Annotated in this window: 24 protein-coding genes; 9 read left to right on the top strand and 15 right to left on the bottom strand. The window is 54.0% G+C overall.

Annotated features, from left to right (window positions below):
* Window positions 1-12 precede the first annotated feature (12 nt).
* Window positions 13-516, bottom strand: a complete 504-nt coding sequence (gene def / locus ACZ5CE_RS13625; RefSeq protein WP_464575445.1) for a peptide deformylase — start codon at window positions 514-516, stop codon at window positions 13-15.
* Between the two features lie 604 nt (window positions 517-1120).
* On the opposite strand from def, the gene dprA reads away from it, so the two are divergent.
* The gene (dprA, locus tag ACZ5CE_RS13620; protein ID WP_464575444.1) at window positions 1121-2212 is read left to right on the top strand and encodes a DNA-processing protein DprA; all 1092 of its coding nucleotides are present in this window, start codon (window positions 1121-1123) and stop codon (window positions 2210-2212) included.
* Window positions 2213-2440: 228 nt separating this feature from the next.
* Window positions 2441-4972, top strand: a complete 2532-nt coding sequence (locus ACZ5CE_RS13615) for a DNA topoisomerase III (protein ID WP_464575443.1) — start codon at window positions 2441-2443, stop codon at window positions 4970-4972.
* Between the two features lie 96 nt (window positions 4973-5068).
* On the opposite strand, the gene ACZ5CE_RS13610 is transcribed toward ACZ5CE_RS13615, so the two are convergent.
* The 3 genes from ACZ5CE_RS13610 to ACZ5CE_RS13600 all read right to left on the bottom strand — a co-directional run bounded on the left by ACZ5CE_RS13610 (window position 5069) and on the right by ACZ5CE_RS13600 (window position 6993).
* Entirely contained in the window at window positions 5069-5323 is a 255-nt protein-coding gene (locus ACZ5CE_RS13610; RefSeq protein WP_464575442.1) for an acyl carrier protein, read from the bottom strand.
* Window positions 5324-5338: 15 nt separating this feature from the next.
* Window positions 5339-6559, bottom strand: a complete 1221-nt coding sequence (fabF, locus tag ACZ5CE_RS13605; protein WP_464575441.1) for a beta-ketoacyl-ACP synthase II — start codon at window positions 6557-6559, stop codon at window positions 5339-5341.
* A 179-nt stretch (window positions 6560-6738) separates the two neighbouring features.
* A complete protein-coding gene (locus ACZ5CE_RS13600; RefSeq protein WP_464575440.1) occupies window positions 6739-6993 on the bottom strand; it encodes a hypothetical protein in 255 nt (84 codons plus the stop codon).
* A gap of 571 nt (window positions 6994-7564) precedes the next feature.
* Between ACZ5CE_RS13600 and ACZ5CE_RS13595 the strand changes: the two genes are divergently transcribed.
* From ACZ5CE_RS13595 to ACZ5CE_RS13570, 6 genes are all read left to right on the top strand, one after another.
* Window positions 7565-8722, top strand: coding sequence for an N-acetyltransferase (locus ACZ5CE_RS13595; RefSeq protein ID WP_464575439.1), 1158 nt, complete (start codon window positions 7565-7567; stop codon window positions 8720-8722).
* A gap of 19 nt (window positions 8723-8741) precedes the next feature.
* Complete coding sequence (locus ACZ5CE_RS13590; protein ID WP_464575438.1) at window positions 8742-9584, top strand: nucleotidyltransferase family protein; 843 nt, start codon at window positions 8742-8744, stop codon at window positions 9582-9584.
* On the top strand, window positions 9571-10635 hold the full coding sequence (lptG, locus tag ACZ5CE_RS13585) for an LPS export ABC transporter permease LptG (protein WP_464575437.1): 1065 nt from the start codon (window positions 9571-9573) through the stop codon (window positions 10633-10635). Before ACZ5CE_RS13590 ends, lptG begins: the two co-directional genes overlap by 14 nt.
* An 81-nt stretch (window positions 10636-10716) precedes the next feature.
* Complete coding sequence (locus ACZ5CE_RS13580; protein ID WP_464575436.1) at window positions 10717-11928, top strand: CDP-alcohol phosphatidyltransferase family protein; 1212 nt, start codon at window positions 10717-10719, stop codon at window positions 11926-11928.
* 58 nt (window positions 11929-11986) lie between these two features.
* Entirely contained in the window at window positions 11987-12937 is a 951-nt protein-coding gene (locus tag ACZ5CE_RS13575; protein ID WP_464575435.1) for a diacylglycerol kinase family protein, read from the top strand.
* Between the two features lie 3 nt (window positions 12938-12940).
* A complete protein-coding gene (locus tag ACZ5CE_RS13570; RefSeq protein ID WP_464575434.1) occupies window positions 12941-13924 on the top strand; it encodes a hypothetical protein in 984 nt (327 codons plus the stop codon).
* 18 nt (window positions 13925-13942) lie between these two features.
* Here the strand turns inward: ACZ5CE_RS13570 and ACZ5CE_RS13565 are convergent, their stop codons facing one another.
* The 11 genes from ACZ5CE_RS13565 to ACZ5CE_RS13515 form a co-directional block, all read right to left on the bottom strand.
* Window positions 13943-15076: an HAD-IIIA family hydrolase gene (locus ACZ5CE_RS13565; RefSeq protein WP_464575433.1), complete on the bottom strand. Its 1134-nt coding sequence runs from the start codon at window positions 15074-15076 to the stop codon at window positions 13943-13945.
* Window positions 15076-15309 carry a hypothetical protein gene (locus tag ACZ5CE_RS13560; protein ID WP_464575432.1) on the bottom strand — a complete coding sequence of 78 codons (234 nt, stop codon included), beginning with the start codon at window positions 15307-15309 and terminating at the stop codon, window positions 15076-15078. The genes ACZ5CE_RS13565 and ACZ5CE_RS13560 overlap by 1 nt, the downstream gene beginning before the upstream one ends.
* Entirely contained in the window at window positions 15306-16415 is a 1110-nt protein-coding gene (locus ACZ5CE_RS13555) for a phospholipase D-like domain-containing protein (protein ID WP_464575431.1), read from the bottom strand. Before ACZ5CE_RS13555 ends, ACZ5CE_RS13560 begins: the two co-directional genes overlap by 4 nt.
* Window positions 16394-17743 carry a hypothetical protein gene (locus tag ACZ5CE_RS13550; protein WP_464575430.1) on the bottom strand — a complete coding sequence of 450 codons (1350 nt, stop codon included), beginning with the start codon at window positions 17741-17743 and terminating at the stop codon, window positions 16394-16396. Before ACZ5CE_RS13550 ends, ACZ5CE_RS13555 begins: the two co-directional genes overlap by 22 nt.
* 523 nt (window positions 17744-18266) lie before the next feature.
* On the bottom strand, window positions 18267-18986 hold the full coding sequence (locus tag ACZ5CE_RS13545; protein WP_464575429.1) for a 2,3-bisphosphoglycerate-dependent phosphoglycerate mutase: 720 nt from the start codon (window positions 18984-18986) through the stop codon (window positions 18267-18269).
* Window positions 18987-19252: 266 nt separating this feature from the next.
* Window positions 19253-19612 carry an HIT family protein gene (locus tag ACZ5CE_RS13540; protein WP_464575428.1) on the bottom strand — a complete coding sequence of 120 codons (360 nt, stop codon included), beginning with the start codon at window positions 19610-19612 and terminating at the stop codon, window positions 19253-19255.
* Window positions 19613-19773: 161 nt separating this feature from the next.
* Window positions 19774-20667, bottom strand: a complete 894-nt coding sequence (locus tag ACZ5CE_RS13535; protein ID WP_464575427.1) for an N-acetylneuraminate synthase family protein — start codon at window positions 20665-20667, stop codon at window positions 19774-19776.
* Window positions 20664-21500, bottom strand: a complete 837-nt coding sequence (locus ACZ5CE_RS13530) for an SDR family oxidoreductase (protein WP_464575426.1) — start codon at window positions 21498-21500, stop codon at window positions 20664-20666. The genes ACZ5CE_RS13535 and ACZ5CE_RS13530 overlap by 4 nt, the downstream gene beginning before the upstream one ends.
* Window positions 21497-22513 (bottom strand): Gfo/Idh/MocA family protein, encoded by a 1017-nt coding sequence (locus ACZ5CE_RS13525; RefSeq protein WP_464575425.1) that lies wholly within the window; start codon window positions 22511-22513, stop codon window positions 21497-21499. The genes ACZ5CE_RS13530 and ACZ5CE_RS13525 overlap by 4 nt, the downstream gene beginning before the upstream one ends.
* The gene (locus ACZ5CE_RS13520) at window positions 22480-23196 is read right to left on the bottom strand and encodes an acylneuraminate cytidylyltransferase family protein (RefSeq protein WP_464575424.1); all 717 of its coding nucleotides are present in this window, start codon (window positions 23194-23196) and stop codon (window positions 22480-22482) included. The genes ACZ5CE_RS13525 and ACZ5CE_RS13520 overlap by 34 nt, the downstream gene beginning before the upstream one ends.
* A gap of 236 nt (window positions 23197-23432) precedes the next feature.
* Window positions 23433-24227 (bottom strand): phosphocholine cytidylyltransferase family protein, encoded by a 795-nt coding sequence (locus ACZ5CE_RS13515; RefSeq protein WP_464577532.1) that lies wholly within the window; start codon window positions 24225-24227, stop codon window positions 23433-23435.
* 875 nt (window positions 24228-25102) lie between these two features.
* On the opposite strand from ACZ5CE_RS13515, the gene ACZ5CE_RS13510 reads away from it, so the two are divergent.
* Entirely contained in the window at window positions 25103-26056 is a 954-nt protein-coding gene (locus ACZ5CE_RS13510; protein ID WP_464575423.1) for a Kdo hydroxylase family protein, read from the top strand.
* Window positions 26057-26146: the final 90 nt, after the last annotated feature.

Here is a 26146-nt window from a genome sequence, read left to right as displayed (position 1 = left end):
GCGCAGCCGGTGTCACATCACCTTGCGCCGCTGCTTTTTCAGTTTTGTGCGCAGGCGGGATTGCTTCATTTGTGACCAATACTCGATGAATACCTTACCGAGCAAATGATCCATTTCATGCTGAATACATACAGCCAGCACTCCATCCGCATCGAGCGTGAACGGCTGGCCGTCGGCATCGAGCGCGTTGACCGTAATTTGATAGGCACGAGATACTTTTCCGAAGACTCCCGGGACTGACAGACAGCCTTCTTCATAATCGGATTCGCCACTCCTCGCGACGATCTCGGGATTGATAAATACGTACAGCGTGTCATGGGTGTCGGAAACGTCGATAACGATCACGCGTTGATGCACATCGACCTGAGTAGCTGCCAGGCCGATGCCACGTGCGGAATACATTGTTTCCGCCATATCGCGTACGAGGAGCCTGGTTTCCTCGTTAACTTTCGATACCGGGTCCGCGACGGTATGCAGACGTTCGTCTGGATAGAGCAATATCTTCAGGAGTGCCATAAGGAAAACGAGGAAACTTGCACATTTGAGGAACTGAATGCAGAATCTTTACCACGAGGAACCTGTTTGACTCGGCATCCGTGTTTCACGGTGTTTATGGATCATGGACAAGCCCCATTATATCTGATCTGAACCAAGACTGGCTTTCGACGCCCCGGCGGGATTCACAACGTTTCAACCTAAATCCGGTAGTTGGACAGGGTGGAGTGTGCGGTTTTTGGAGTGCAGGGCAAGGTGCTGCGACGAGGAATGGCCATTCAATTCCAAGGAGTTGCAACGCAGCCATGTGCCGCAAAAATCGCGCGATCTGCCCTGTAGCGAACTCACCATACAGGTGAACGCCAAGTATCGTGGAAAGTCTTTGTGGATCATGGTTTTAAATTGGAAATGAGCGGTCAATTGCCGGATTTGGGTTCAATCCTGCTCAATCTGTTTCATTCGCGCCGTCGTCTTTCGCACACCCTATCCCGCAAAGACGCCGTCGCGCCAGCGAGGATTTGCTCAGCTCTTCCTTGACAGGCCTGATCCAGTTTCGAACGAGACGGGCCGATAATGGTTAGCTATCGAATTCAACCGGCACTTCGTGTCCGGCGAATCTACCGAGATGAAAATGACAAGTGACGTCGAGTCCTGGCTCGCTCTTTCGATGATTGATGGTCTTGGAGATGAATCAATCAGAAAATTGCTGGGCGCTTTCGATAACCCGGCTGAAATCCTTTCAGCTCCTGTTGCGGAGCTGGAGCGCGTGATAAAGCGGAAAGCGGCCGCCAGCCTGGCGCGAGGGGCAGATGCGGAGCAAGTGGCCGCAGCGCTTAAATGGCTCGAGAATCCGGCAAACTCCATCGTTACGCTGGCCGATGCCGATTACCCGCCACTACTGCTCAACATTGCCGATCCGCCGCCTCTTCTCTATCTCAAGGGCAGGCGTGAGCTGCTGACTTTTCCCATGCTTGCGATCGTGGGAAGCCGCAACGCCACGCCCCAAGGCCTGGCAAACGCAGAGGCTTTTGCCGAAGCTGCGAGTAACGCGGGATTTTGCGTCGTGAGCGGAATGGCACTGGGGGTGGATGCGGCGGCTCATGGCGGCGGTTTGCGCGGCACCGCAGCCAGTATAGGCGTGGTGGGAACGGGACTGGATATCGTATATCCGGGCAGGAACAGAAGTCTTGCCCACTTGTTGGCTGAACGTGGCGCATTGATTTCCGAGTTTCCCTTGGGTACTCCCGCAATCGGTAGTAATTTCCCGCGCCGCAACCGAATAATCAGCGGCATGAGCCGTGGTTGCCTGGTAGTGGAAGCCGCGCTGGAAAGCGGCTCACTCATCACTGCGCGCCAGGCTTTGGAGGAAGGGCGAGATGTGTTTGCTGTTCCCGGCTCCATTCACTCGCCTTTCTCCAAGGGATGCCACGCGCTCATCAAGCAAGGGGCGAAGCTCGTGGAAGCGATCGAGGATATCCTGGATGAGTTCGGGTATGAATGTCCGGCTCGCAGCACACGCGCAAGTGATGGCGCTAAGGAGCCTGTTGTTCAGGAATCGGTGCTTCTGAATCATCTTGGGCATGACATCAGCGATATCGATGCCTTGTGCGCTGGCACCGGCTTGACGGTTGAAACGGTATCGGCGATGCTATTGTCGTTAGAACTCGATGGCGTGGTCGCCAGTCTTCCAGGCGGGCGCTATCAGCGCCTGCGGTAGCCGGCCGGCGATCCTGTATTTGGGCTTCTCATGTTGGCGGATTTTGAAATGCAGAAAGCGGCGGTTGATATAAGAACGGAAAGGTGATGGAAAGAGACTGTTCCAGCTGGGGCATGCGTGCTCCGCCGAAACTTCAGAGGATCATGGGACACATGATTCGTCGAGCAAGGCGTTGGTCTTCATCGATGACGGAAGGTTCCGGATACTGCAGAAATTTACAGGAACTTCATGGGTAAAACCTTGATTATTACCGAGAAGCCCTCTGTTGCTTCCGATATCGCGCGAGCCCTGGGTGGGTTCGACAAGCACACCGACTACTTCGAGAGCGATCGGTATGTATTGTCGTCGGCGATCGGGCATTTGCTTGAGCTGGCGGTACCGGAAGAATATGAGGTCAAGCGCGGAAAATGGAGTTTCGCCAATTTGCCCGTTATTCCTCCACACTTCGATCTCAACCCTATCGAAAAAACTGAATCACGGCTGAAGCTTCTCGCGAGGCTTATCAAGCGCAAGGACGTGGAGGCGCTCATCAATGCGTGCGATGCCGGACGCGAGGGGGAGTTGATTTTTCATTATATCGTGCGCCATATTGGAACCGCCAAGCCGGTAAAGCGATTATGGCTGCAATCGATGACGCCTGCTTCGATTCGGGAGGGTTTTGCGAAGCTGCTCGATGCTTCTGCCGTTCACCCGCTGGCAGAAGCGGCGGTGAGTCGCTCCGAAGCGGATTGGCTGGTCGGCATCAATGGCACCCGCGCGATGACCGCCTTCAATTCGCAGGAGGGCGGGTTCCACAAGACTACGGTGGGGCGCGTTCAGACCCCCACGCTGGCTATTCTCATCGAACGGGAAGATGCTATCAAGAAGTTTATTCCCAGAAATTACTGGGAAGTGCATGCGACCTTTGCGGTCGAAGCTGGCACATACGTGGGCCGCTGGTTCGACGAGCGATTTTCCAAAGACAAAAAGGATGCCGAGCAGAGACCCGAGAGGTTATGGGATCAGAGCCGTGCGGAAAGCATTCGCGCAAAGTGCATAAATAAAACCGGGGTGGTGAGCGACGAGAGCAAGCCATCCAGTGAAATCTGCCCGATGCTTTATGACCTGACGAGTTTGCAACGAGACGCAAACGGCCGTTTCGGGTTTTCCGCCAAGGCAACGCTGGGACTGGCCCAGGCGTTATATGAAAAGCATAAAGTGTTGACTTATCCGCGCACCGACTCGCGCGCCCTCCCCGAGGATTACATTGCGACGGTCAAGGAAACACTGGGCTCGCTGGGAAAGACTTCATATGGAAAGCATGCGAAGGAGATACTTGAAGCCGGGTGGGTGAAGCCGAACAAGCGCATATTCAACAACGCAAAGATTTCGGACCATTTCGCCATCATCCCGACCTCGCTCGAGCCTAAGGGGTTGAACGAGGCTGAGGCCAAGCTTTACGATCTGGTGACAAAACGGTTTCTGGGAATTTTCTACCCAGCGGCCGAGTTCCTGGTAACCACCCGGATAACCCGGGTCGAGAATGAGCCATTCAAGACCGAAGGCCGGGTTATGGTGAACCCAGGCTGGCAGGTGGTCTATGGGAAGGAAGCCCAGTCCGGTACAGGCGGGAATGAAACCAATCTCATCAAAGTGGCGGCCGGCGAGTCGGCTTTTGCCGAAGATATCAAGGTGATGTCCAGCCAGACCAGGCCACCAGCCCGGTTCAATGAAGCCACTCTTCTCTCCGCAATGGAAAGTGCCGGAAAAATGGTGGAAGACGAAGAGTTGCGCGAGGCAATGAGTACCAAGGGTTTGGGTACTCCGGCCACCCGGGCCGCGATTATCGAAGGACTGGTATTTGAAAACTACATGCAGCGGGTTGGACGGGAATTGCACCCCACAGCCAAGGCATTTTCTCTTATTACGCTGTTGCGAGGGCTGAAAGTGCCTGAATTGACTTCCCCGGAACTGACCGGCGACTGGGAGTTCAAGCTGCGGCAGATAGAGCAGGGGAAGCTCGAGCGTGGAAAATTCATGGAAGAAATTGCCGGAATGACGAGCCACATGGTGGAGCAGGCGAAAAACCATCGCGGTGAAACCATCAGCGGTGATTTTTCCACCCTTGCCTCTCCTTGCCCTAAATGCGGCGGGGTGATGCAGGAGACGTACAAGAAATTTCAGTGCCAGCAGTGTGATTTCGCATTATGGAAGATCCTGGCGGGACGGCAATTTGAAACGGCGGAAATGGAGCAGCTGATCACTAAAAAGGAAGTAGGGCCGCTCCAGGGATTTCGTAGTAAAACAGGGCGCCTCTTCAATGCCAATGTCAGGCTTACCGATACGCTTGAGATGAAATTTGATTTTGGCAAGAACGATGAGGCAGGGGCAGAGGAAATCGATTTTTCTGGTCAGGCGGCAATCGGGAAGTGTCCCCGCTGTGGAGGGAATATATATGATCACGGCATGAGTTATATATGCGAGAAAGCCGTGGGTCCGACTCGCGGCTGCAACTTCCGGATCGGAAAGATCATTCTCGCGCGTGCTCTCGAACGGGAGCAGGTAGCCCAGCTTCTGCGAACCGGCAAAACTGATCTGCTTTCGAAGTTCATCTCCAAAAAAGGCAGACCCTTTTCAGCTTATCTCGTCATGGGTAAAGATGGCAAGGTGGAGTTCGAGTTCGAGGCGAAAGTAGCCAGGGAGAGCAAGGCGAGATCAGGAACGACCGAAACCGGGACAAAAGCCAGGCCAAAATCGTCAGGCAGAAAGAAGACCGCTTAAAAAACTTTGGACACCCGCGAAGATTCGTTCAGCGCTTTCGTGGCCCTCATATCGGTTTCCTGTGTTGTTTTTTCTGGCCTGCGCTCCACCCGTTTATTACGACGCAGCTTGTGCCTGGTGCTTTTCAATATAAGAAACAATATCCCCTACAGTCGTAAATCCTTTTGCCTCTTCACCATCAAAGTTGATGCCGAAACTATCCTCGGCGTCAAACAGGAGCTGGATGGTATCCATGGAATCGAGGCCAAGCTCCTCGAATTTGGATGAGCTGTTAATAGTGGAGGCATCCCTGTTCTCTACCTTGGTGGCGATGAACTGTACGACTTTTGTTTCAATCTCTGCTCTATCCATATCCGATTTATTCCTTCACTCAAGAGTTGTGAAAAGGATACTTGCATTATTTCCGCCGAACCCGAATGCGTTGCATAGCCCGGTTCGGGGATTTTTCTGCTGCGCTTGATTAGGGGTGTAATCGAGATCGCACTCCGGATCAGCCTCGTCGAGATTGATGGTGGGATGTACTGTTCCCGTATGCAAGGCCATGATCGTGGCGATGCTGCTCATTGCGGCCGAGGCGCCGATGGAGTGGCCTATCAGCGACTTGGTTGCGCTGATAGGAATGTTTTTCGCCCGTTCGCCAAAAAGATTCTTTACAGCACGGGTTTCGACGATGTCGCCCAGGGGCGTCGAGGTGGCGTGGGCATTGATGTGGTCGATATCTTCCGGCTCCAGCCCGGCGTCCACGATGGCTCCCCGCATCGCTGCCACCTGGCCGTTCATGTCTGGCATCACGATATGCGCGGCATCGCATGTCTGTCCAAATCCCGCGAGGCGCGCATATCCCCTGGCTCCTCGCTGTTTCGCCTTCTCTTCCCTTTCCAGGATGAGTATGCCTGCTCCCTCCGACATTACGAAACCGTCGCGGCCCTTCGCAAATGGACGGGAGGCGCGCTCAGGATCGGTATTGAAACCCGTGCTCAAGGCACGCAATATTTCGAAGCTCGTCATGGTCAGCGGCAACACGCAAGCTTCGGCGCCTCCGGCGACTACCACATCGGCGCGTCCTGATCGCAAAAGATCCAGCGCCATTCCTATCGCATTGGCTCCGGAAGAACAGGCCGTGCTGCATGTCAGGTTCACCCCTGTAAACCGGTGCTTGATCGCAACCCAGGCTGCGGCTGAGTTTGCCATGGTCCGGGGCACGGTGAAGGGGGGGACCGGCTGATTTCTAAATTTACGGATGGCTGAGGATTCAAACGTGCCGAATCCCCCCATTCCCGATCCGATGCTGACCGCGACACGTCCGGGATCGTACGAGTCGAGTCCGCCGGCATCCTCCAGCGCAAGCTTGGATGCAAGCAGTGCTAGCTGGGCAAACCTGTCTATCTGATCAAGAAGCTTTGGGGACAGAAAGTCCGAAGGATTGAAGGAAGGAACCTGGCCCGCAACCTGCGAACGCTGGTCGGAAGCGTCAAAGCCTTCGATTCTTTTTATGCCGCTGATTCCATTCACGGCGGCTGCCCAGAACTGGGCGGTGCCTATTCCAATGGGTGAAACAACCCCCATTCCAGTGACAACTACGCGCATACACAATCGGGTTTTATCATGGATCTTAGCAGCCGCCTTCGATAAAGAGCTTTTACAATTTTAGCAGTATCCGAAGCCGATAGGGAGCAAGGCTTTGCGGTACGTATTGATTCGCCGGCGGAACCATCACCAATCAAGGAAAAGGATGCAGAGCTACATCGTCCCTCGGGAACTCATGCTTATTTTGCATTGAATATGACCGGGAATAGATATCGCAATATGCCTCCCATGATCCAGATGATGAGTATCAAACTCGAAATTACCGCTCCGCCCTCTATGATTGCGGAAAGGAGTGTCGCACCCAAGCTGTCGAACTCCTGCTGGCCCGATTCGTTGCGACGCCGGCCGCGCCGCTTCCGCACCCAGACCTGCAGCCAGATGACGACCGGAATGAGCGCGAGGGAAATGATCAGGTTGGTTTCGCTACTTTCCATTAGTAATCAACCTCTGTTTAAAATGTTGCCACGGTAAATTTTGACTATCACCTTTCTCTTTTCTGCAATATCCCCGGCCCTCGACTTGTCCCCGTAAACTTGAACTATCCGGCAAAGCGGGCGGCCGCAGATCGCCCTGGCTTCAAGTCATATCGCTTTGGAACGACAGAAACCCGTCTGCTTTACACTGGCGAAAACATTACGTTTTACCCGTTTGACGGTTAAAATGGCTCGCTTTCCTTCATGACGCGCATTGCCATTCTGAACCGGGGCAGAAAAATCCCATTATAATATCATAGGTAGCCATCAAGGTATCGGGTTAACGCATCTTCCGGCAGTCCCGCGCAGGCGTCCCACTTCCTCCAGGGAAGCGGGTGCTGCACATCCCCCATTTCAATCCAGTGCGCATTTGATATGGTTTTTGTGCGAGTTTCAATGCTGCGCTTGTGGGGCAGGTGGCAAAGGGCGGAAGAGGATCAGGAAAGCCGAGGGACATGGTGAATAGCATCCCGTTTCCCTGTTGATCATGATTTGATTTTGTAAATATTTGCATGTTTCGTACAAAAATAAAATGCCGAGTCCATCCGTGGGGCCGGTAGTCGTCCGTCCCGTTGCCAGCTGGCGGGAGATGGGAACATTTATCGATGTTCCATGGCGCATATATGCCGATGACCCGCTATGGGTTCCGCCGCTGCGGCTGGAGCGGCGCCTGCATTTTTCGAAATTCAACCCATTTCTGAAGCATGCGGAATGGCAGGCGTGGGTCGCATATCGGAATAACGAACCAGTAGGCAGGATCAGCGCTCAGGTTGATCAACTCCATCGGGACCGTTATGGTCCGCGCACCGGCCATTTTGGTCTGCTTGAAATGATAGAGGATACAGAGGTGCTGGATGCGCTTCTATCCAGCGCGGAAGACTGGCTGGCCGCCCGCGGTACGATGCATGTCACGGGGCCGTTCAATTTATCCATCAATCAGGAATGCGGCATTCTGGTGGAAGGTTTTGATACGCCGCCGATGGTGATGATGCCCCATTCCCGGACGTGGTATGGCCTCCTTCTGGAACAGCACGGCTATCGGCCGGTGAAGGATATGCTTGCCTATTGGGTAAAGGTGGACGATTCGCCACCCCAATTGATGATCAACTTGAAAGAAAAGTTTTCGAAGCAGGTCGTATTGCGGCAATTGAGGAGGGATAGATTCGGCGAAGAAATGGAAACCCTGCGTGATATATTCAACGATGCATGGTCGGAAAACTGGGGTTTTGTGCCTTTTACCGAGGCCGAGTTTGCCGAACTGGGCACTAGCCTTCGCCTCCTTGTCCCGGACGATTTCGTCCAGATCGCGGAGGTCGATGGTATTCCCGCGGCCTTCATGGCGGGATTACCGAACCTGAATGAAATTTTTGCCGAATTGAATGGAAGTTTATTTCCTTTGGGCTGGATAGGGCTAATCCATCATCTTAAATCCAGGGGAGTTCGTACAGGCAGGATCCCGTTGATGGGGGTGCGCAGGCAGTTTCAGAATACGCCGCTTGGCATAGCGCTCGCCTTGATGGTGATCGATGCCCCGCGGCAGGCAGCGATTTCCAGGGGAATACAGGCGCTGGAACTGTCCTGGATACTCGAGGACAACAAGCCCATGCGCAGTATTCTCAAGTACATGGGCTGCAAGGAGTACAAGCGTTACCGGATCTACGGAAAGACGCTGGCGCATGATCGAAGCTGAATAGCCACCATGAAATCCGATGGATGAAAGAAAGCAATTTACGGCCGTAGTCCTTGCTGCGGATCGTGCTGCTGGCGATCCGGTCGCCGCCAGAACGGGTTCTGCCTGCAAGGCGATTGTTCCCGTTCGTGGAATACCGATGATCATCCGCGTGCTCGACGCACTGGAGGCGAGCGGCATGATCAAATCCATCATTATTTGCGGTCCGCCAAAGCACGCGATACAGACATGTCCGGAGCTGGATGATCGTATCGCAAGCGGCCGCGTTACCTGGCTTCCGAATCTCGATTCCCCGAGCCGCAGCGCTGATAGCTGCCTCGCGAAAATCGAGCGCGATGCGCCTGTTTTTTTGACAACCGCCGACCATGCATTGCTGACGCCCGCAATCGTTCAGTATTTCCTCACGGAGTCGCAAAAGCAGGAAGGTGATGCGGCAGTGGGAGCGGTTGCGTATGGCGATATCGCGGCGGCATTCCCGGGAGCAAGAAGGACGGTTATAAAATTGCGCGATGCGCAAGTGTGCGGATGTAATTTGTACGCTTTCCTTAATCCTCGGGGCCGCGGGCTGGTTTCGTTCTGGCGGCGAGCGGAAGAACTGCGGAAACGGCCCTGGCAATTGATTGCGCAGGTCTTCGGGCTGATTACCGTGCTGTTCTACGTGACGGGCTTGCTGACGGTCGACCGGGGATTGAAAACTGTTGCTGCAAGGACGGGCATCAAGGTTTCCCCGGTGTTCCTGCCCTATCCGGAGGCAGGAATCGACGTGGACAAGGTTGCCGATCTGTTGCTTGTCGAATCCATCCTGTCTGAACGACAATCGCATTCCAGCAACGATCTTCGTCATTCCGATGATAACGGTTGATCGTTACCTGGCATTGCAGGTCGCGATCGGCCTGGCAATCGCAGCCGCCGTCTTGCTGCCATTGTTCGGGTTTCTCGATCTGCTGGAGCAACTGGATGCCGTCGGGAAGGGGACTTTTGAGGCACAGGACGCATTCCTGCATATGGCATTCCTGCTGCCGCGCCGCTTTATCCAGCTTGCGCCTTTTGTTGCGCTGCTGGGCAACGTCATTGCCCTTGGCCGGCTGGCAGTTGCCTCCGAATTGACCGCGCTGCGAGCGGCCGGCATGTCTCCCATCAGAATCAGCATGGCCCCGCTGGGAATGGGACTGATCCTCCTGTTGTTTATCGCCTTGCTGGAACAGTTCATCGCTCCGCAGCTTCAGCAAAAAGCGATTTCCTGGAAGGCAGCCGCTCTCGACAAGAGCGCTTCGCTTGGCAAGAATCTCGGAATCTGGACGCGGGATGAAAGGAACATATTGCGCATCGGCGAAATGCTGCATGCTGGAAGAGCAGCGGATATCGAGATAATGAATTTTGACAAGGATGGTTTCTTACTGGTTCATATCCGCGCCAGGCATGCCGATTTCATTGACGGCGATATGTGGGAGCTGAGCGAAGTCACGACCCGGACATTTTCGGAAAACCGCATCGAGTCGGTCACTGCGGATTCCCTGAAATGGAAATCTTTCCTGAACCCGGATGATATTTTCACGCTGACCAAGGAGCCGGATAGTCTTTCACCCCTCGAATTGTTTCTGCATGTGCGCTTTTTGCGCGCCACCGGGCAGGAGGCGGAGGCTTATGCCCTAGCCTTGTGGCGAAAGGCCGGCGCGGTTCTGACCACCATTGCCATGCTGCTGCTCTCGATCCCTTTTGTTTTTGGGTCGGTACGGACGGGGCTGGGGAATCGGCTTGTGCTCGCAGCCATGCTGGGTATTTCCGTATACTTGCTCGATCAGGTTTTTTCGAATCTCGGATTATTGTGGCATCTGAATCCCGCGCTGACTGCACTACTTCCTGGCGCAATACTGATAGCTCTCGCAAACGTCTGGCTGCGACGTGTATTTTAGATGGCGAGCATTCTACTCGATGACCCAAATTTGATATCCGGCGCGAATTCGAGCCCGCATATAAGTATAAAAGAAGACTCTATGCCCATCACAATTTATGTTTATATCATTGGCGACAGTGAAATCGATATCTGGGGGTTGAGCGGCCGCGAGCGTCTCCGGCGTATGGTGGCGTCGCGGGCACAGGCCAAGCTGGTGGACAAGATCGCCCAAATCCCGGATCAGGCAGCGGTACTGCTATTGCGGGCAGATTATTTATTTGATGACAGAGTACTGGCAACGCTGATCAGCGCGAAAACGAACCTGACGCTTGTTACGAATGAAGGCCAGACTGCGGCAATGCGGGTTTCCATTATCGATGCAACCGCCGCGCTGGGGTATCTGATAAACGGGGCAGAAGAGCAGAGCTACTCCATTCCGCCGCGCTATACCACGGAGGATCTCGATGTACTGGGCCTGCAGCGAAATCTCAAGAAAAGAGACAAGCCCTACGTGTTGCCTATCAGCAAATGCAACCGCTTGCAGCTCGAGTCAGAGTTATTCGTGCGATCCTACAAAGGTGTAACCGATCTGGTCACCAAATGGCTCTGGCCCATGCCCGCCTTTTGGGTTACGCGTCTTTGTGTACGCTGGGGCTTGAGCCCCAACCAGGTTACCTTGCTTAGCCTGGTGCTTACCCTGGCAGCCGGAATCGGTTTTTGGCACGCCTATTTCGGCGCAGGGCTGATAATGGCGTGGCTGATGACCTTTTTCGATACCGTGGACGGGAAACTGGCTCGCGTTACGGTAACGTCCAGCCGCGTTGGGGATGCGCTGGATCATGGTCTGGATATCATTCATCCCCCGCTCTGGTATATGGCCTGGGCTATCGGGCTAATACCCGAATCGGTCCAGGTAGCCGACTTGACCATCTTGTTTTCACTGATACTTATCGGTTACATTGGTGGCCGGTTATGTGAAGGGGTTTTTCAGTTCTGGATTGCATCATTCGATATTTTCATATGGCGCCCGCTCGATTCCTTCAATCGGCTGATCACTGCGCGACGTAACCCCAACCTGATACTGTTGACGGCCGGGTGGCTTATGGGCAGGCCGGACGCCGGACTGTGGGCGGTAATCGTCTGGCATCTTCTTTCCACCCTGTTTCTTTTCGTCCGGGTAATGATGGCCTGGCAGATGCGCCGGTCCCATGGGCCGTTACGTTCCTGGTTCGAGGACATCGTGCTGGGTGAGAATGACGGAAAGTTTGTTGCCCGGATTTTTACCCCATTGAAAATTTATAAAAGTTTATAAAGGTTTTTAGTTGGAGCAGAGAATCAACAGATTGCGGTCTGGAGCTGCGAGAATCGGAGTGCTTTTAAATCCTCTCAGCGGACGTATCCGAAAGCGCAGGAATAGTGTGAGACAGGCTGTTTTCGGCATTCCAGGCGTAATCTGCATGGAAGTCACGAACGCATCCGAGATCAAGGAATCGGTAGAGACATTTCTGGTTGCCGACATCGATTTGCTGATCATCGTCGGGGGCGACGGCACGGTGCAGGGAACGCTATGTCACCTGTTTGCCATGCAGCCGCCAGAATGCTGGCCCCTGCTCACGATCGTTCCCGGAGGGACGACCAACATGACGGCAATGGATCTTGGAATGCATGGCAGGCCGGAGCTCATCCTTTATCACCTGAAGGAATATCTGCTGGAACGCACGTCGCCTTCAGTACTGCAAAGATATGTGCTTTGCGTTGAGCAGGCCGGGGCGGAAAAGGTGTATGGGATGTTTCTCGGCGCAGGACTTATTGCCCGGGCTGTGATATTCTCCCAAAGCAGGATAAAAAAATTGGGAATTACAGGGGAAATATATTCAGCTCTCATTACCCTTGGTTATCTTGCAGGCGTGGTTTTCGGGCGTCGCAATGGGGCATGGGCGCCAGTCAATATGTCGATCGCCAAACCCGGCAATAAGGTTCGAAGCGGAACCTACACCTTTTTTTTTGCCAGCTCCCTGGATCGCTTGCTGTTTGATATGCGCCCATACTGGGGGCAGGAACAGGGGCCGCTGCATATTACATTTGTCGAACAGTATCGAAAAAATCCCTGGCATTCACTGTTGTCGGTATTGAGGGGGCGCGGCCAGATCCTTAAAGAACGGGATGGTTATTTCAGCTGCAATACCCACGTGCTGGAAGTGCTCATGGATGACGAGTATATCGTTGACGGCGAATCCTACAAGGCTGCAAGCGACAGCGGTCCATTGCGCATCTCGGCGGCGGGCCCCATCACTTTTATGGCGCTGAAGACGCCTGAATAAGTCATGGCAATGATAGGCAGTCCAGCGGTTCTCGATGAAGAGCTACCCCATGGTCTCGTCGCCGAGATGGCACATCTCAGTTCCCTGCCGGTAGCTGCTGATTTTTCCTTTTTTGTCGAAGAATTGAGAGCGCGTTTTGGCGTTTCGCTGGATGCTGTGCTCCTTTACGGCTCCTGTCTGCGCGCCCGCGAAATTGCGGATGGGATCGCGGATTTCTATGTCGTGGTGAACAGCTACCATAGTGCTTACCGGCAGCGCCATCTCGCCTCTTTGAATGCGTGGCTACCGCCAAATGTCTTCTATCTCGAGATATCCGCTCAGGAGAAAATATTACGCGCAAAATATGCGGTTGTCTCGACCGAGGACTTCGAGCGTGGAACTCGGCGGTGGTTCCATCCCTATCTCTGGGCCCGGTTTGCTCAACCGGTGCGTTTGCTTTACGTGCGCGACGAAGTCGTGCGCCAGCGCATACACTTCTCGCTTGCCCATGCAGTTACCACGTTTCTGGATCAGGCCGTTTCCGCTTTTGAATCGGGAGAGGTAACGGTCGAAGAGATCTGGTCAAGAGGACTGAGCCTTACCTATGCCGCGGAATTGCGGCCTGAACGGGAAACGCGCGCACGCCTTCTTGCGCAACTCAACCTGGACGATTATGCGAGACTGACCGCGTATGCATGTACTGGACGCGTGTTCGAGGGCAGGCTCATCGCTTTGGCGAATGGCAACTATCGATGCGAAATCGGCGCTGATACTCGGCTTCGTTCATTGCGCCACTGGAAATTGCGGCGCTGGCAGGGACGCATTCTGTCTATTCTTCGGCTGGCAAAGGCGGCCTTCACGTTCCAGGACGGCATCAGTTATGCCGTATGGAAGATAGAGCGCCACACCGGCGTTCACGTCGAGGTTTCTCCGATGTTGCGGCGCCATCCGGTTCTATGGGGTTATAAGGTTTTCTGGAAATTGTTGCGGCGCGGATTGTTGCGCTGACAGTTGCGGAAGACTGTTTCAGCACTTTTTTAGAATAAGATCGCAAACTTCACGCACTGCGCCATGACCCCCTCGGCCTTTGCATACATAATGGACGTGTTCCAGGATTTTGGGAACGGAATCAGCGGGACAAAAAGCGACACCCACCCGGTTCAGGCATTCCAGATCGCCGAGGTCATCGCCGATATATGCCATATCTTCCAAAGCGATGTTCCATCGCCTTGCCAGCTCCAGAAGAAGAGGGAGCTTATTTCGCACCCCTGGATGGTATTCGTCGATATTCAGTTTTTTCATCCTCGCTTCCACAGCGGGACTTTTCTCAGTGCTAATGACCCCGATCCTGATTCCGTTCTCCCGCAGCAATTGCAGGCCATGAGCATCGCGGGTATTGAATTTTTTCAGAGCTTCGCCAGCAGGGCCATAATACATACCGCCATCTGTCATCGTTCCGTCTACATCAAGCACCAGCGCTTTAATCCGGGAAGCATTCGCGCTGGTTTTGGATAGCCGCTTCAACAAGAGCCGCTCCAGAGCTAGCCAGCCTGTTCCTGTATCCATTTCGGCGCCGGCAGGCATTTCATAAATTCCGGTCCGGCCGCCTACATGGCAGCCATAATTTTTAAGCAACATGCCCCGAGTCAGGTAAAACGCTTTATTTTCCATGAAATATGAGTACGCTTCGCGAGGCTGGGGCGGTGTTGCCAGATGATGAATGGCGGGTGCGCCTGACATGGTCCAGACGAAGCGCGTCGATTTCGTGACGGTGACAAGCGAGTCCAGGTCTTCCGCGAGAAATCTGCTTTTAGCTGCCCGGAAATCATCTGTGCTGGTCAGTGGAAATGTGGCATGAATCAGGCAAACGACATCGAAAGGGGCGACTCGTTGCTGAAACTCGATCAGGGCGGTTTCCGTGCTTACTTGCGGGTATGGGGAAGGGTGATTCAGAACTGTCACTGCTGACGAGAATTCGCTCGACACTTCCCTGCTGATTTCTGGCGAATCCACGGCTACATACACTTCGTCAAAGCATTTTGACGAAATGGCTTGCTCCAGGCTCCATGCGAATAACGGCCGTCCGCCTACGTAGCGCACTTTTTCTGGGGCGATTAATTGGGAACCGCCGCACAAGGGCACATAGGCTACCCATCGCATTATTCGAACTGAATCTCCTGGCTGGGTTTGGGGTTCTGTTCAGCTTCGGTTCCCGCTGGCTGAAAAACAAAAATGCCATGTGCGCAACGGAAAAACTGCGCATCCCTGATGCTTGGATCAGGCCTTTCGGCGAGTCTCCCGATATCGATGCGCAGGCCTCTTCCGGCAAAATCATGCAATGGAGAAGCCAGCAGATTATCGGGCAATTTCGTCATGATGACAAATAGGTTCAATCTCGCGTATTCCGTGCCGCCTGTGTGGCCGTCGAAGGGATGCTATTTTCCAGTGCATCCCACCGGTCGGAGAAAGCCTTGAAAAGCAAAGGGTTGCTTGATATCACGGCAATTTCGTAGTTTAGCCAGAACGATGGCTTTGTCCAGTTGAAGCTCCCGAAGATGGACCATGCCTTGCGGCCGTCATCGATCAGTACGAACTTGAGATGCATCGGTAGACCATCAGGGTCCTTGACCCGTTTGAACCGAATTTCGGTACGGGAAAGCCGCCTTTCCACCTTTTCGGTTACTCGCCTTGATGTCGAGTCTCCCAGTATATGCGTCTCTACGCCTCTTTGGGCTAATCCGGCCATGACCTTTATGGCACTTTCCGCTCTGATATGGGATGCAACGATGCGGAGGCGTGCGCTGTCGCTGATCTGATTCAGGAATCGTATTATCGGGTGAGGGCCCATGCGTGGCCAGAAGTACATAGCGGTTTCTCCGTTTTTGATTTCCCGGTTTGCCTCGGCCGAGAATCGATAAAGTGGTCCCGGCGGTGTTCGATGCAATCGGCGGGCATGTTTTACCAATTGCGCAACCAGGAGCGGATCCGTTATTCCGACGAGCACGTTATGGCCCCGGTCCTGATCGCCTATCTCTCTCAAGATATCCCGTTCCTCATGAGGCATGTTTCCCGAGGGATTGAAAGATCCGACGAAAGCAATCGGGGTGGGGTGGGAAAAGCAGTAGAGTTTCTCGTGCAACTGCGGCTTCCATGATTTTCCGCGCGGTGCGGGTATTCCCGGCAGAGTAATCACACGCATCCTGTTTTCCAGGCCATCATGTCCGGACAGCAACGCAATGACGGCATCATTAGCTTCAGGGACACGCGGTTTGCCAGCCAGGGTCACCGTGACATTGACTCCGCGCTTGTGGGCCTGAACAATGGCCTGGGCCAATCTTACGTCGCGAAAATAGTAGGTCACCCAATCGATTGATCCTCCTGGCGGGACTGCCGCGATGTGCTGTGCCAGAATATCGCGCAGGTAACCGGCCGGCTGGTCGGGTCCACCGAAATATATCTCGAAGGAAGACGAATTTCCTACAACTGATTCGACAGGCATTGATCCCTTTGGGTGTCCATGGAGAAATCATTGGAGGGATGGTAATGCGGGCTTGGTTGGGCTCCAGCCCGCGCCTGAGCTTCGAGCAATGATACATAGAGAGGCAGCACGTCCGGTCCGGCAGGATGCAGCATTTCCTTGATAAAGCGTTCCCGGTTATGCTCCACGTAGAACGCGCCATCGCTGCCTGAAACAAGGCTCTTGATTCTGCGGTATACGTCGTCGCGGCATTTCAATTCTGTCTCAGGCATATAATGGGCCAATGCAGAGCGGCCGGCGTGAAGGTAATCCGCCGCCAGCACGGGTTTTTTGGCCTTGACCGCTTCGAATACTACCGAGGTGGCCAGGTCGATGATGAGGTCGGCCCAATTCATGAGATGAATAGAATGAATATCGTCTGCTGCGATGCTCACGTTTCGCAGGCGGCGCACTGCGGCGTTTCCGGTAAGGGATTGCCGCCATCCGCCGCGTGTATGTGGCTTGATCACAAGCATGGTGTCAGGGAAGGCAGCAATCAGGCATACCACCTCAGTGACTTCTTCCCAGAATATCGTGAAGTCGTTTTTTCGTAAAAACATCACGACCCTGAACTGCCTGCCTGAGCGGCTGAGCGGGGAGGCAGGCGCGAATGTGGCCAATTTGGCCAACCATTCATCGCAGTAGCGCGGCGAGCCCAGCACCGCTATGGACCGATCGTCAAGAAACGGCCGAAAACGCCTTGCGCATAGATCATTGGGTACGACCAGCTTATCAAATATGCATGCGGCGGAAAAAGAAGCATCAGGAGCAAGATTCCACTCCCGATGCCTTATCAGCTGAGTCGAATGCGGGCTATCCCCATGCGGCAATGACACGGTACCCAGCCCCATGGCGTGTGCTCTGGACACGACCTGTTCAATCCACTCGATGCAGATGGGCGAGTTTTTCGTCAGCCAGTCAAATACCACGACGCCTTTGTCGCCTTCCTTGAAGCTTCTTTGCAGTATGCGGTCGGCGGTGCTCCGCCACACGGTTTCCCGCCGTTCGGCGTCGTAGAACCGGGTCGCCATGCGAACCAGCGGACCGATGAAAAGACGCTGCAAGCTGGTGGCCAGCAGAATTGTTTGCAGCCGCCATCTCAAGAATTCACGCGCTGGAATCAGATCCCGAATATGGGCAATCCGCACCCCATCCAGCTTTTTGAGAAATTCGATGCGGTAATCGCTAAGAAGCCTATGCTTGCCGATCAATACGATATCGCAACTATGCCCGGTCTCGATCCACTTGGAGATGACCGGCGTGATATGATCTATGTCGTTGTAGTGACGTAGAAAAAAAAGCGCTTTCATGGAAAGGTTCATCTATTTGCCATCCGGTTGCTCACAGTTTTTGCCGAGACCATTCAGCAGTTGCCCGGCGTGAAACGGAGGGTTGCTGGAAGCAGGCCAAGCGCAACGATGGAAATCGCCTGTCCGGCAATGCCTTTCATACAGCATGCGGAATTGACGGAAGCGGGATATCGCTGGCGTGCTGGCCGCGCGCCGCAGACCGTCGTGCCCCATCTCGCTTTATTGGGTAAGGCATCATCCGCATAGGGAAAATTGTTGCAGGAACATTTCGGGATTCAGTTCGGCACCCAACTCCTCCGCCTTGTCTTGCCCATGCATTGGACGAAGAAGGGTTTTGAACCTCTATCGTCTGCAATATTTCTCATTGCTTCCGTATGTCTCCAGAGGAGAAGGCAGGGCTTCATCTTAAATCCACCCTGTAGCGAACTCACCATACAGATGAACGTCGAATACCGCGGAAAGTCTTTGTGGCTCATAGCTCTATACTGGAAATGAGTGGTCAGATGCCGGATTCAGGTTCATATCATGAGGAATAGGTGTGGCTTTCCACCCGGCGGTCAATATAGTAGTGCCGGACAGGCTTCAGCTCGTCGTCGAGTTCATACACCAATGGGCGGCCGGTAGCAATGGACAAGGTCATCAGATGGATGGCGGAAAAACCGTCCAGCTCCATCATCAGCGTGCGTAGAACATGCTGGTGAGAGACGATGAGAAGCCGCTTTCCATCCCGGATCTCAGGCAGGATCGCTTTCTTCCAGTAAGGCACCACTCTCAGGAGTGTCTGGTTCATGCTTTCGGAAAGCGGCAATTCTTTCCTGTCGATCTCCGAATAACGTGATTGATTTCCGGGAAAACGCGAATCAGTGGGGTCGAGCGGAGGGGGGCAGCCATTAAAGCTCAATTGAGTGCCGATAATCGACCAGATGCCGAATTTCCTTACCGCGCTCAATCGGCTTATTCCTTCGAGCGCGCCATAGTGACGTTCGTTCAGATGCCAATTCTGCCTTACTTCCATTTCGCCGGCCTGCATCGTCGACAATACGATACGCAGGGTTTCCTTGGCGCGTCTGAGTTCGGAAGTAAAACACAGATCGAAGCGATATCCTGCCTCCTTGAGCAGAAGGCCGGCGTGCGTCGCTTCCTGTTCGCCCCGCTGGCTTAACGCTACATCATTCCAGCCGGTAAAATTCTTATCCCGGTTCGAAGTGCTTTCCCCGTGCCGTAACAGGACAAGTTGAATCATCTATTGTTCCGCCGGAGAATATCCAGTTGTAAACTGTCGAATTTCCACGGCTGACATGCCCGAGGATTTATTTGTGGAACAAATCATAGCGAGGCGTTGCGAAAAAGCCAGCTCATTCAGATAAATATCGGCGCATTGGCCCTCCGGGAACGGAGGTGCTCCGATGACCCCGGCATTCGTGTGTTTTTGGCATCAGGCGCGGCGACCGCAGTCTTCATTCTCGAGATTCCTCTCTTCTCCTTGTGACGCCTGGCGCTTCGCCTGGCTCATGCCCAGCAGGAAATAATGCGATCAATGATATGGTGGTTTGCTTCGGCGTCTGCTCCGTTTGGCCGGCTGAAGTCGGGCGGCCCGGGCCAGCCGGCATCTACATATTCCCCGCCATTAAAATGCCGCGGCGCAGCGTAACGGGGGATGACATGGAAGTGCACATCGGGATCAACCATCATCAGCATCAGGTAATTCAATTTGTCATAATCGAATGCTTTTGCCAAGGCAGGCTCCAGCTGTGCTGTGACTTCATGCAATTCGTTAAAGCTTGCTTTGCCGAGCTGGGAAAACGCATGGGCCGGTTCATGCGCCGCCAGGATTACCGAGCCAAGCGTTACCTGGACAGGGCGCAGCATGACACTCCAATATCGATATCTGTGAATGATAGTCTGAGGCGCGCCGAACTTTCGCATCGTTGCGTTAAAAATCAGCGTATCTCCATCTGATTTAACACTCATCCAGAACTCCGTGAGATTTTGCGCTCATCAATTTTTATGATCGTGGGCCTGTTTTTCCATTATTGCTTGTGCTCGGAGCCGCTTTTCCATTTGAGCTTTTTTCGTTGGGCGGATTCGATTTCCAGAATTTCCTGTTCCTTGTATCTCAGCGCCTTGTGAACATTCCGCAGGTCGCGCGCCAGCTTTCGCAATCCGTCGGGCTCCAGCGAGGCTGAGTGGTCGGTTCCCTTCCAGGTGCGATCGAGGGTGAAATGCCTCTCGACGATCTGCGCGCCCAACGTATAAGCAGCAACGTCAATACAAATTCCATTGTGATGGCCGGAAAATCCGATTCCGCCGATGCTGGACTGGTAGCTCTTGATCAGCCTCCGGATTTCCAGCAGGCAAACATCCTCTGGAGGAACAGGGTAGCCGGAGGTGCACGAGTACAGAATCAGGCTCCTGGCGCGGCCTTTCTCCTCGAACAGGGCCACAATGGCATTTTCTTCCTGGTTGGTCGTCATTCCCACGGAAATATGGACTTCGCCGGCGTAATGATCGCAAACATAGTTCAAAAGATCGAAGTTGGTGTTGGTTGCGGATGGAATTTTCAGGTAGGCGGGCTCCAGTGACAAAATTTCCCTTGCCGCCGTAATATCCCAGACCGAGCAGCCATAGCCAATCCCCATTTCATCGCAATAGCGCTTGAGTTCCCGATGCTGCTCAAGATTAAACTCCAGGATTTCCCGGTGCTCGCCGTAGGTCTTGCCGTAGGAATGCATGGGGTTGGGGTGAGGGGATTCGTATTCCTGGTGGGTGAGGAGCTCATTGACGGTCCGCTTCTGAAACTTGACGATGTCCACGTCGCAAAACTCCTTCGCCATCCTGATGAATGTCTTGGCAATTTCAAAATCACCTTTGTGATTGCATCCCACTTCGGCGACGACAACAGGTTTTTGGTAACGTAAACTCATAATGCTGTCCATCCTCCATCAATAACAAGATTCGCCCCCGTCATGTAACTGGAGGCATCCGAGACTAGAAAAATGACTGCTCCCTGGTATTCATTTTTTTTCGACATTCGCCCCAGGATAGTCCGGGACGAGTAATTTTGAACAAATTCCTCATCATGCTGATTCCGGACACCGCTGGGGGTGAGCAGGTTGACCCGGATGGATGTATTCATGTAATAGGCCGCCAGGAATTTCGTCAATCCGAGAAGGCCGGATTTGCAGGCGGAATAAACAGCGGGCTTGTAGGTCTGGCGTTCCTGGCCCGCTTTCCGGTAGATACGCTGATCGGGTCCCACCAGTCCGTAGTTGGATCCCAGAAAAACAATGGATCCTTTTCCGGCTTTTTCCATTACTCTGCATGTCGCCTGCGAGAGCAGAAAGGCGCCGGTCAGGTTGACGTCGATGGATGACCGCCAGAGCTCCAGCGGGAATTCGGTGAATCTTGAAAAGCCGGCGGTATCGGAAGATCCTTCAAATTTCGGATCAATGGCGGCGCTATGGATGACGGCGTCGATCCGTCCGAACTGCATTTCGCATAGCTCGGCAATGGATCGGCAGGAATTCGCATCGGTTACGTCCAGGATCTGGATCAACGTTCTTTTGAGTGGATGGAGGGAGGTGATTTCACTCGACAGCGATTCGAGCTGTTTCCTGTTCACGTCCCCCAGCACAAGGTGTGCCCCTGCCGATGCGGCTGCAAGTGCAAATTCCCTGCCTAGAAGGCCGGCAGCGCCACTGATGAGCACGACACGGCCCGTGAGGTCAAAGGGAGTGCCTTGGTAGGCTTGGCTCATATGCGTATCACCTGGCTGGTTTCGATGGATTTTTTTGCCGCCAGAGCAGTTACAAGCGTATCGATGCCATCCTGCAAAGTAACCCGCGGAGCAGATTCTCCGGAGAGATTCTCGAGAAACTCCCGCATCATCGATATGAACAACTCGTTCCGGTCCCAGGTCGGAGGCAGTTTCATCTCGTCCAGGATCTGTCCATCCTGCTTCAGGGTGGTAGCGCGGGTGTAATAATCCCAGTCGACGAGCGCTTTTTCGGCGACTATGCTCATGCGCCGGACAGGCGGCTTTCTCCAGTAATCCATCCGGAGTTGAATACCGACCCCCTGCCGGGTTTCAAAAGTAATGAGCGCCGTATCCTCCGCCGTGATTTCAAGCGAAGTTCGATGGCCCCCGATCGCATAGACGCTTTCAGGTTTTCCAAAAAGCCACTGCAGATAATCCAGCTCATGGATAAGCGTCAGAATGACACCCCCGCCCTGATCGGCCAGCGCGGCGTAGCTCTGCCGATAGTCCTCCCATGGGTGCCAGCCAGGGAGGTATTCTCCCAGATCCACCTGCACCGAGTAGATCTTCCCAAGTCTATTCTGGTTGATCCATTCACCTATTTTCATCAACCCCGGATGCATGCGGAGCTGGCATCCCACCAGAACCTTTGGTCCGCCGGGTATTAGGCGGGCGTTGAGTTCGGCCAGGCACTGCTCCACGTGAGCGACAGGTTTTTCGACATAAACATGGGCGCCGGCGTCGAGGGCTTTGACGAGTGTTTCCAAATGCAGCGATGTCGGATTGGCCACCACTACGAGATCAAATTTTTGGGCAAGGGCAAGATCCAGATCATGGAAAACAGCGAGTTCTCTTGCAGCAATTTTTCCGGGAGGAGAATGATTCCGGGTTCTTACCACGCCGAGCTCACGAACCCCGAGGGCATGCAGATTATTGACATGCCGGACTCCAATTGATCCCAGGCCTACCACCAGCGCTTTCACGGGTTGCCGCCTCGCTTTGTCAGTATCCATTCCGCCAGCTGAAATGAAGATTCGTCATCGATATCGATGGCCTCCGTGCTGTCGATGGGCAGGGGTAAAACACGTGTTCCGGTAAGCGAATTGTTTTCCAGAATGGTTCGGGTACGAATCAGGTCCAGATAGCCCGTTTGCCAGAAAACCCTCGGCAGGTTCTGCCGGGGTTCGTTGTATGGCTCCCGGATGCCAGGAATGGTCAATAGTGGCCGCATGAACCCATCCTCTTCCATGCGCCACATTTTGTACGGATTTTGCTCGGGCTCGACGACACCTCGAACCGAGTCGGCCTCAGGATTTCTTTTCAGCAATTCCACTGCTTCTTCAATCTTGGATACGCTTCGACAGGGAGAAGTGGGGCGAAGCTGCAGGACAGCATCGGGGAATGGAAGAGCGTTTTGCAACAGCCAATCCAGGAAATGTTGAAAAACCGGCAAATCCCGCGTGTCATCCTGGGCCAGCTCGCGCGGTCTCAAAAAAGGGATTTCGGCACCGGCATTCTTCGCGATATCGGCAATGCGCTCGGAATCGGTGCTGACAAAAGTCCTCTGAATGGACGGGCATTCAAGCGAAACTTCAATGGAATGCACAATGAGGGGTATTCCCCGCAACAGGCGAATATTTTTATGGGGAACGCCTTTCGAGCCTCCACGCGCCGGGATAAGGGAATAGATCAGCATTGCCGCGCCCAACGATGCCGCATCATGCCCGAAAAAGAACGAATGGCGGGATAAGAGCGCCTTGCCCAGGTTTTTTTCCGGAGCTTACGTCGCGGAGTGTGTTCAATTTTCCGTGAAAGGCACGCCTTGCATGCACGGCGGCAAGGCCTATCTTATTCTCGTGCATATGATTGGCGCCGGTTTGGGTTTTCTGCCGTTCGGGCATGAGTGGAGCATAGGATGAGCGCATGCTTGAGCTAGCGTTCGACGCCGCTAGCCTGATCAGTTTCGGCAGATTCGGTTACGAAGAGATACTTCTGTACGAGCTCGTCCTGATATCTTTCTTTCAGGAACGTTTCGGCTATCGGGATATCCGGCGGAAAATCAACTTCGCACCACAAGTGGTGGGGAATGGCGCACGCATCGACCAGCTCCCTGCCTGCCAGCTCATCGATGACTGACAGATACCAGGATTTCAGTCTGGCCTGATCCCGCAATGCCTCTTCGACCGCGCTGCGGAACAGTTGAGGCCCATGCTCGCGGAATGCGAGCAGGCCGATAGATTCGCAATCGACTTGATCGTGCCTTAAATTCTTGCTGACATGCTTGACCCATCCTCGCGCATCCAACTGGACCTTCATGTCGTCCTCGTCGTAGACGGGTTTATAACTCATACTGAGAGTAATGGGTGCGGAGCGGAAGCTCAACAGCTGCCTTGGCACCTCCTCATCGAATACCGTGTCTCCATTCAAGAGCAGAAACTCACTGCTCATGACGGATCGCGCAAGCCAGCAGCTCGCCAGATTATCCGAAACTTCGAAGAAGGGATTGAAGATGGTATCGATGCGCGCGCGGTTGGCGTAGCGCCGGCGCAGCAGCGCTTCAACCGAAACGGACTGAAAGCCGGTAACGATGGTGAAATGCTCGATCCCTACCGCGAGCAAGGTATCGATCTGCCATTCTATAATGGTCTTGCCTGAGATGGGTAAGAGGCATTTCGGGATATTCTCGGTTAAAGACTGCAATCGCTTGCCGCGGCCAGCGCTAAGGATGATAGCTTTGATAGCGGTTTCCTCTCGTCTCGTGCTTCATTCCGTGGGTTGCGTTCGCATTCAATCAGTGGCACCTGTCCGACTCCACGCAAGCAGAAGTGGCGGCGTGGGGATAAAGGATTGAATGGGATTCAAGGCAGCACAATTTGTTCAATAGCCTCTTTTGTCTCTACAAGATAACCCATCCATGGAATTTTGCCAGTAAAATAGCGGGGGGATCATAAATTCTTTTCGTGATTACATCAAGGAAAAGCTGAACAAATCCTCGCCGGACGCATCCAGGCCCTGTTCAACTTTTCCTGACATTGCCCTCGTTTTTGGAGAATATCGTGTGCAAGATTGACGAGTGGCAGAATACTAATGAGTGGTGGAGTACTATAATGAGATCGGTCTCCACCCTTTTTGTTACGGTAAGCCGCCCGGCCGGATCGAGTGTCTCAGGCAAGGGAAAAACGCTTTTTGCGGCAGGCCTCATGGGACAGGAGTTTTTAATTTAAGGAAGCGCTGAATAAATCTCCGCTGGCGCGACGGCGGCTTTGCGGGATGGGATGCGCGAAAGGCGACGACGCGAATGGTTGATCCCCTTCGCTAGGAGCCTGACAAGGCAGACCACCCGCAAAACCCCGCCCCATAAGAGTTGCGGTAAAATCGGGCTCTCATGGCGTTGCGCTCCTTGGCATCGTAGTCCCGGCTACGACCTGCGTCGCGCGCCTTATGATCATCCCGATTTTACCAGCAACGCGCTCAGCGAGGATTTATTCAGCGCTTCCTTAAGAGTCGATGCTCATTTGCAGCCAGATCCAGAAATGGCTCTGATGATGTGATTTGGGCATCTTGCAGCAACTTTTCAAGCTTCGATGGATCGAGGGCATATCATGGCAGGTGATGAACAAATTTCCGTGCGTGAAAAAGGTGAAACCGCAAAGGTGCTGACAATCGAGCCGGGCACCGATCTATCGGCGCCGGAGCTGCGGCGCATGGCCATCGAGACGCTGGAGGATGGTGGTGTCATTTATCTGCCCAGAAGCGGATTCGAGCTATCCGAGCGGGAGCGGGAGCTGGTGTCGGACACCGCGAAGATCCTGAGCCGGGAGCCCGATGTCGAAGACGGGCGTCCGACGATCATTTTCGACCCGGCGCGGGGCCGCATCAAGAAATACCATTATGCGCAGGTGCGCGGGAAGATGATGCGGGCCCAGGTCAAAGACACAGCACGTCCTGATATCCAGGCCATGATGTCCCGCTACGGCGAATGGGCCGAGAGTGTCATCCTCCAGTTATTTCCCAGTTATCAGGATAAGCTGGATCGCAAACGAGTCACTTATCGGCCTTTTGCGCGCAGCAATACCCAGTCGCTCCATATCGATTCCAGCTATGGATATCCCACGCAGGGACGCGCGATGCTGCGCATATTCTCCAATATCCATCCCGTCAGCCGGCCGCGTGTCTGGCAGCTTGGCGAACCATTCGAGCCCTTCGTGCGCCGCTTTCTGCCTTCCGTGCGCCTCAGCAAGCCAAGCTGGCTTTCCTCCATTCTGGTCAGGCTGGGCATCGTGGATGGCACCAAGACCAAGTATGATCAGTACATCGCGGCGCTAAGGGCCCTCGGCATGCGCGACAAGGAGTACCAGCGCACGGCGCCGCATAAGGTTGTCGAGTTCCCGCCCGGTTCGAGCTGGATTGCCATCACCGATCTGGTGTTGCATGGCGCGATGTCAGGGCAGCACAGCCTGGATCAGACATTCTACCTGCCGGTGGAAGCCATGAACGATCCGTCGCATTCGTCGCTGCGCATTCTGGAGAGGCTGACCGGCGAGGCTCTGGTTTGACCGGGTAAAGCCGGTAAACCGTATCATCCTGTCACGGCCCTGACATTCCGCACCGCTGCGGCATGCGAGCTGAATGACGGAATTCTCCCC

The sequence above is a fragment of the Nitrosospira sp. TNL200 genome (assembly GCF_055386305.1).
This window is presented reverse-complemented; position numbering and strand designations above follow the sequence as displayed.

Coding starts and splice junctions, on each gene's coding strand:
- def (WP_464575445.1), bottom strand. CDS start 516: ATGGCACTCCTGAAGATATTGCTCTATCCAGACGAACGTCTGCATACC.
- dprA (WP_464575444.1), top strand. CDS start 1,121: ATGAAAATGACAAGTGACGTCGAGTCCTGGCTCGCTCTTTCGATGATT.
- ACZ5CE_RS13615 (WP_464575443.1), top strand. CDS start 2,441: ATGGGTAAAACCTTGATTATTACCGAGAAGCCCTCTGTTGCTTCCGAT.
- ACZ5CE_RS13610 (WP_464575442.1), bottom strand. CDS start 5,323: ATGGATAGAGCAGAGATTGAAACAAAAGTCGTACAGTTCATCGCCACC.
- fabF (WP_464575441.1), bottom strand. CDS start 6,559: ATGCGCGTAGTTGTCACTGGAATGGGGGTTGTTTCACCCATTGGAATA.
- ACZ5CE_RS13600 (WP_464575440.1), bottom strand. CDS start 6,993: ATGGAAAGTAGCGAAACCAACCTGATCATTTCCCTCGCGCTCATTCCG.
- ACZ5CE_RS13595 (WP_464575439.1), top strand. CDS start 7,565: ATGCCGAGTCCATCCGTGGGGCCGGTAGTCGTCCGTCCCGTTGCCAGC.
- ACZ5CE_RS13590 (WP_464575438.1), top strand. CDS start 8,742: ATGGATGAAAGAAAGCAATTTACGGCCGTAGTCCTTGCTGCGGATCGT.
- lptG (WP_464575437.1), top strand. CDS start 9,571: ATGATAACGGTTGATCGTTACCTGGCATTGCAGGTCGCGATCGGCCTG.
- ACZ5CE_RS13580 (WP_464575436.1), top strand. CDS start 10,717: ATGCCCATCACAATTTATGTTTATATCATTGGCGACAGTGAAATCGAT.
- ACZ5CE_RS13570 (WP_464575434.1), top strand. CDS start 12,941: ATGGCAATGATAGGCAGTCCAGCGGTTCTCGATGAAGAGCTACCCCAT.
- ACZ5CE_RS13565 (WP_464575433.1), bottom strand. CDS start 15,076: ATGCGATGGGTAGCCTATGTGCCCTTGTGCGGCGGTTCCCAATTAATC.
- ACZ5CE_RS13555 (WP_464575431.1), bottom strand. CDS start 16,415: ATGCCTGTCGAATCAGTTGTAGGAAATTCGTCTTCCTTCGAGATATAT.
- ACZ5CE_RS13550 (WP_464575430.1), bottom strand. CDS start 17,743: ATGAAAGCGCTTTTTTTTCTACGTCACTACAACGACATAGATCATATC.
- ACZ5CE_RS13545 (WP_464575429.1), bottom strand. CDS start 18,986: ATGATTCAACTTGTCCTGTTACGGCACGGGGAAAGCACTTCGAACCGG.
- ACZ5CE_RS13540 (WP_464575428.1), bottom strand. CDS start 19,612: ATGCTGCGCCCTGTCCAGGTAACGCTTGGCTCGGTAATCCTGGCGGCG.
- ACZ5CE_RS13535 (WP_464575427.1), bottom strand. CDS start 20,667: ATGAGTTTACGTTACCAAAAACCTGTTGTCGTCGCCGAAGTGGGATGC.
- ACZ5CE_RS13530 (WP_464575426.1), bottom strand. CDS start 21,500: ATGAGCCAAGCCTACCAAGGCACTCCCTTTGACCTCACGGGCCGTGTC.
- ACZ5CE_RS13525 (WP_464575425.1), bottom strand. CDS start 22,513: ATGGATACTGACAAAGCGAGGCGGCAACCCGTGAAAGCGCTGGTGGTA.
- ACZ5CE_RS13520 (WP_464575424.1), bottom strand. CDS start 23,196: ATGCTGATCTATTCCCTTATCCCGGCGCGTGGAGGCTCGAAAGGCGTT.
- ACZ5CE_RS13510 (WP_464575423.1), top strand. CDS start 25,103: ATGGCAGGTGATGAACAAATTTCCGTGCGTGAAAAAGGTGAAACCGCA.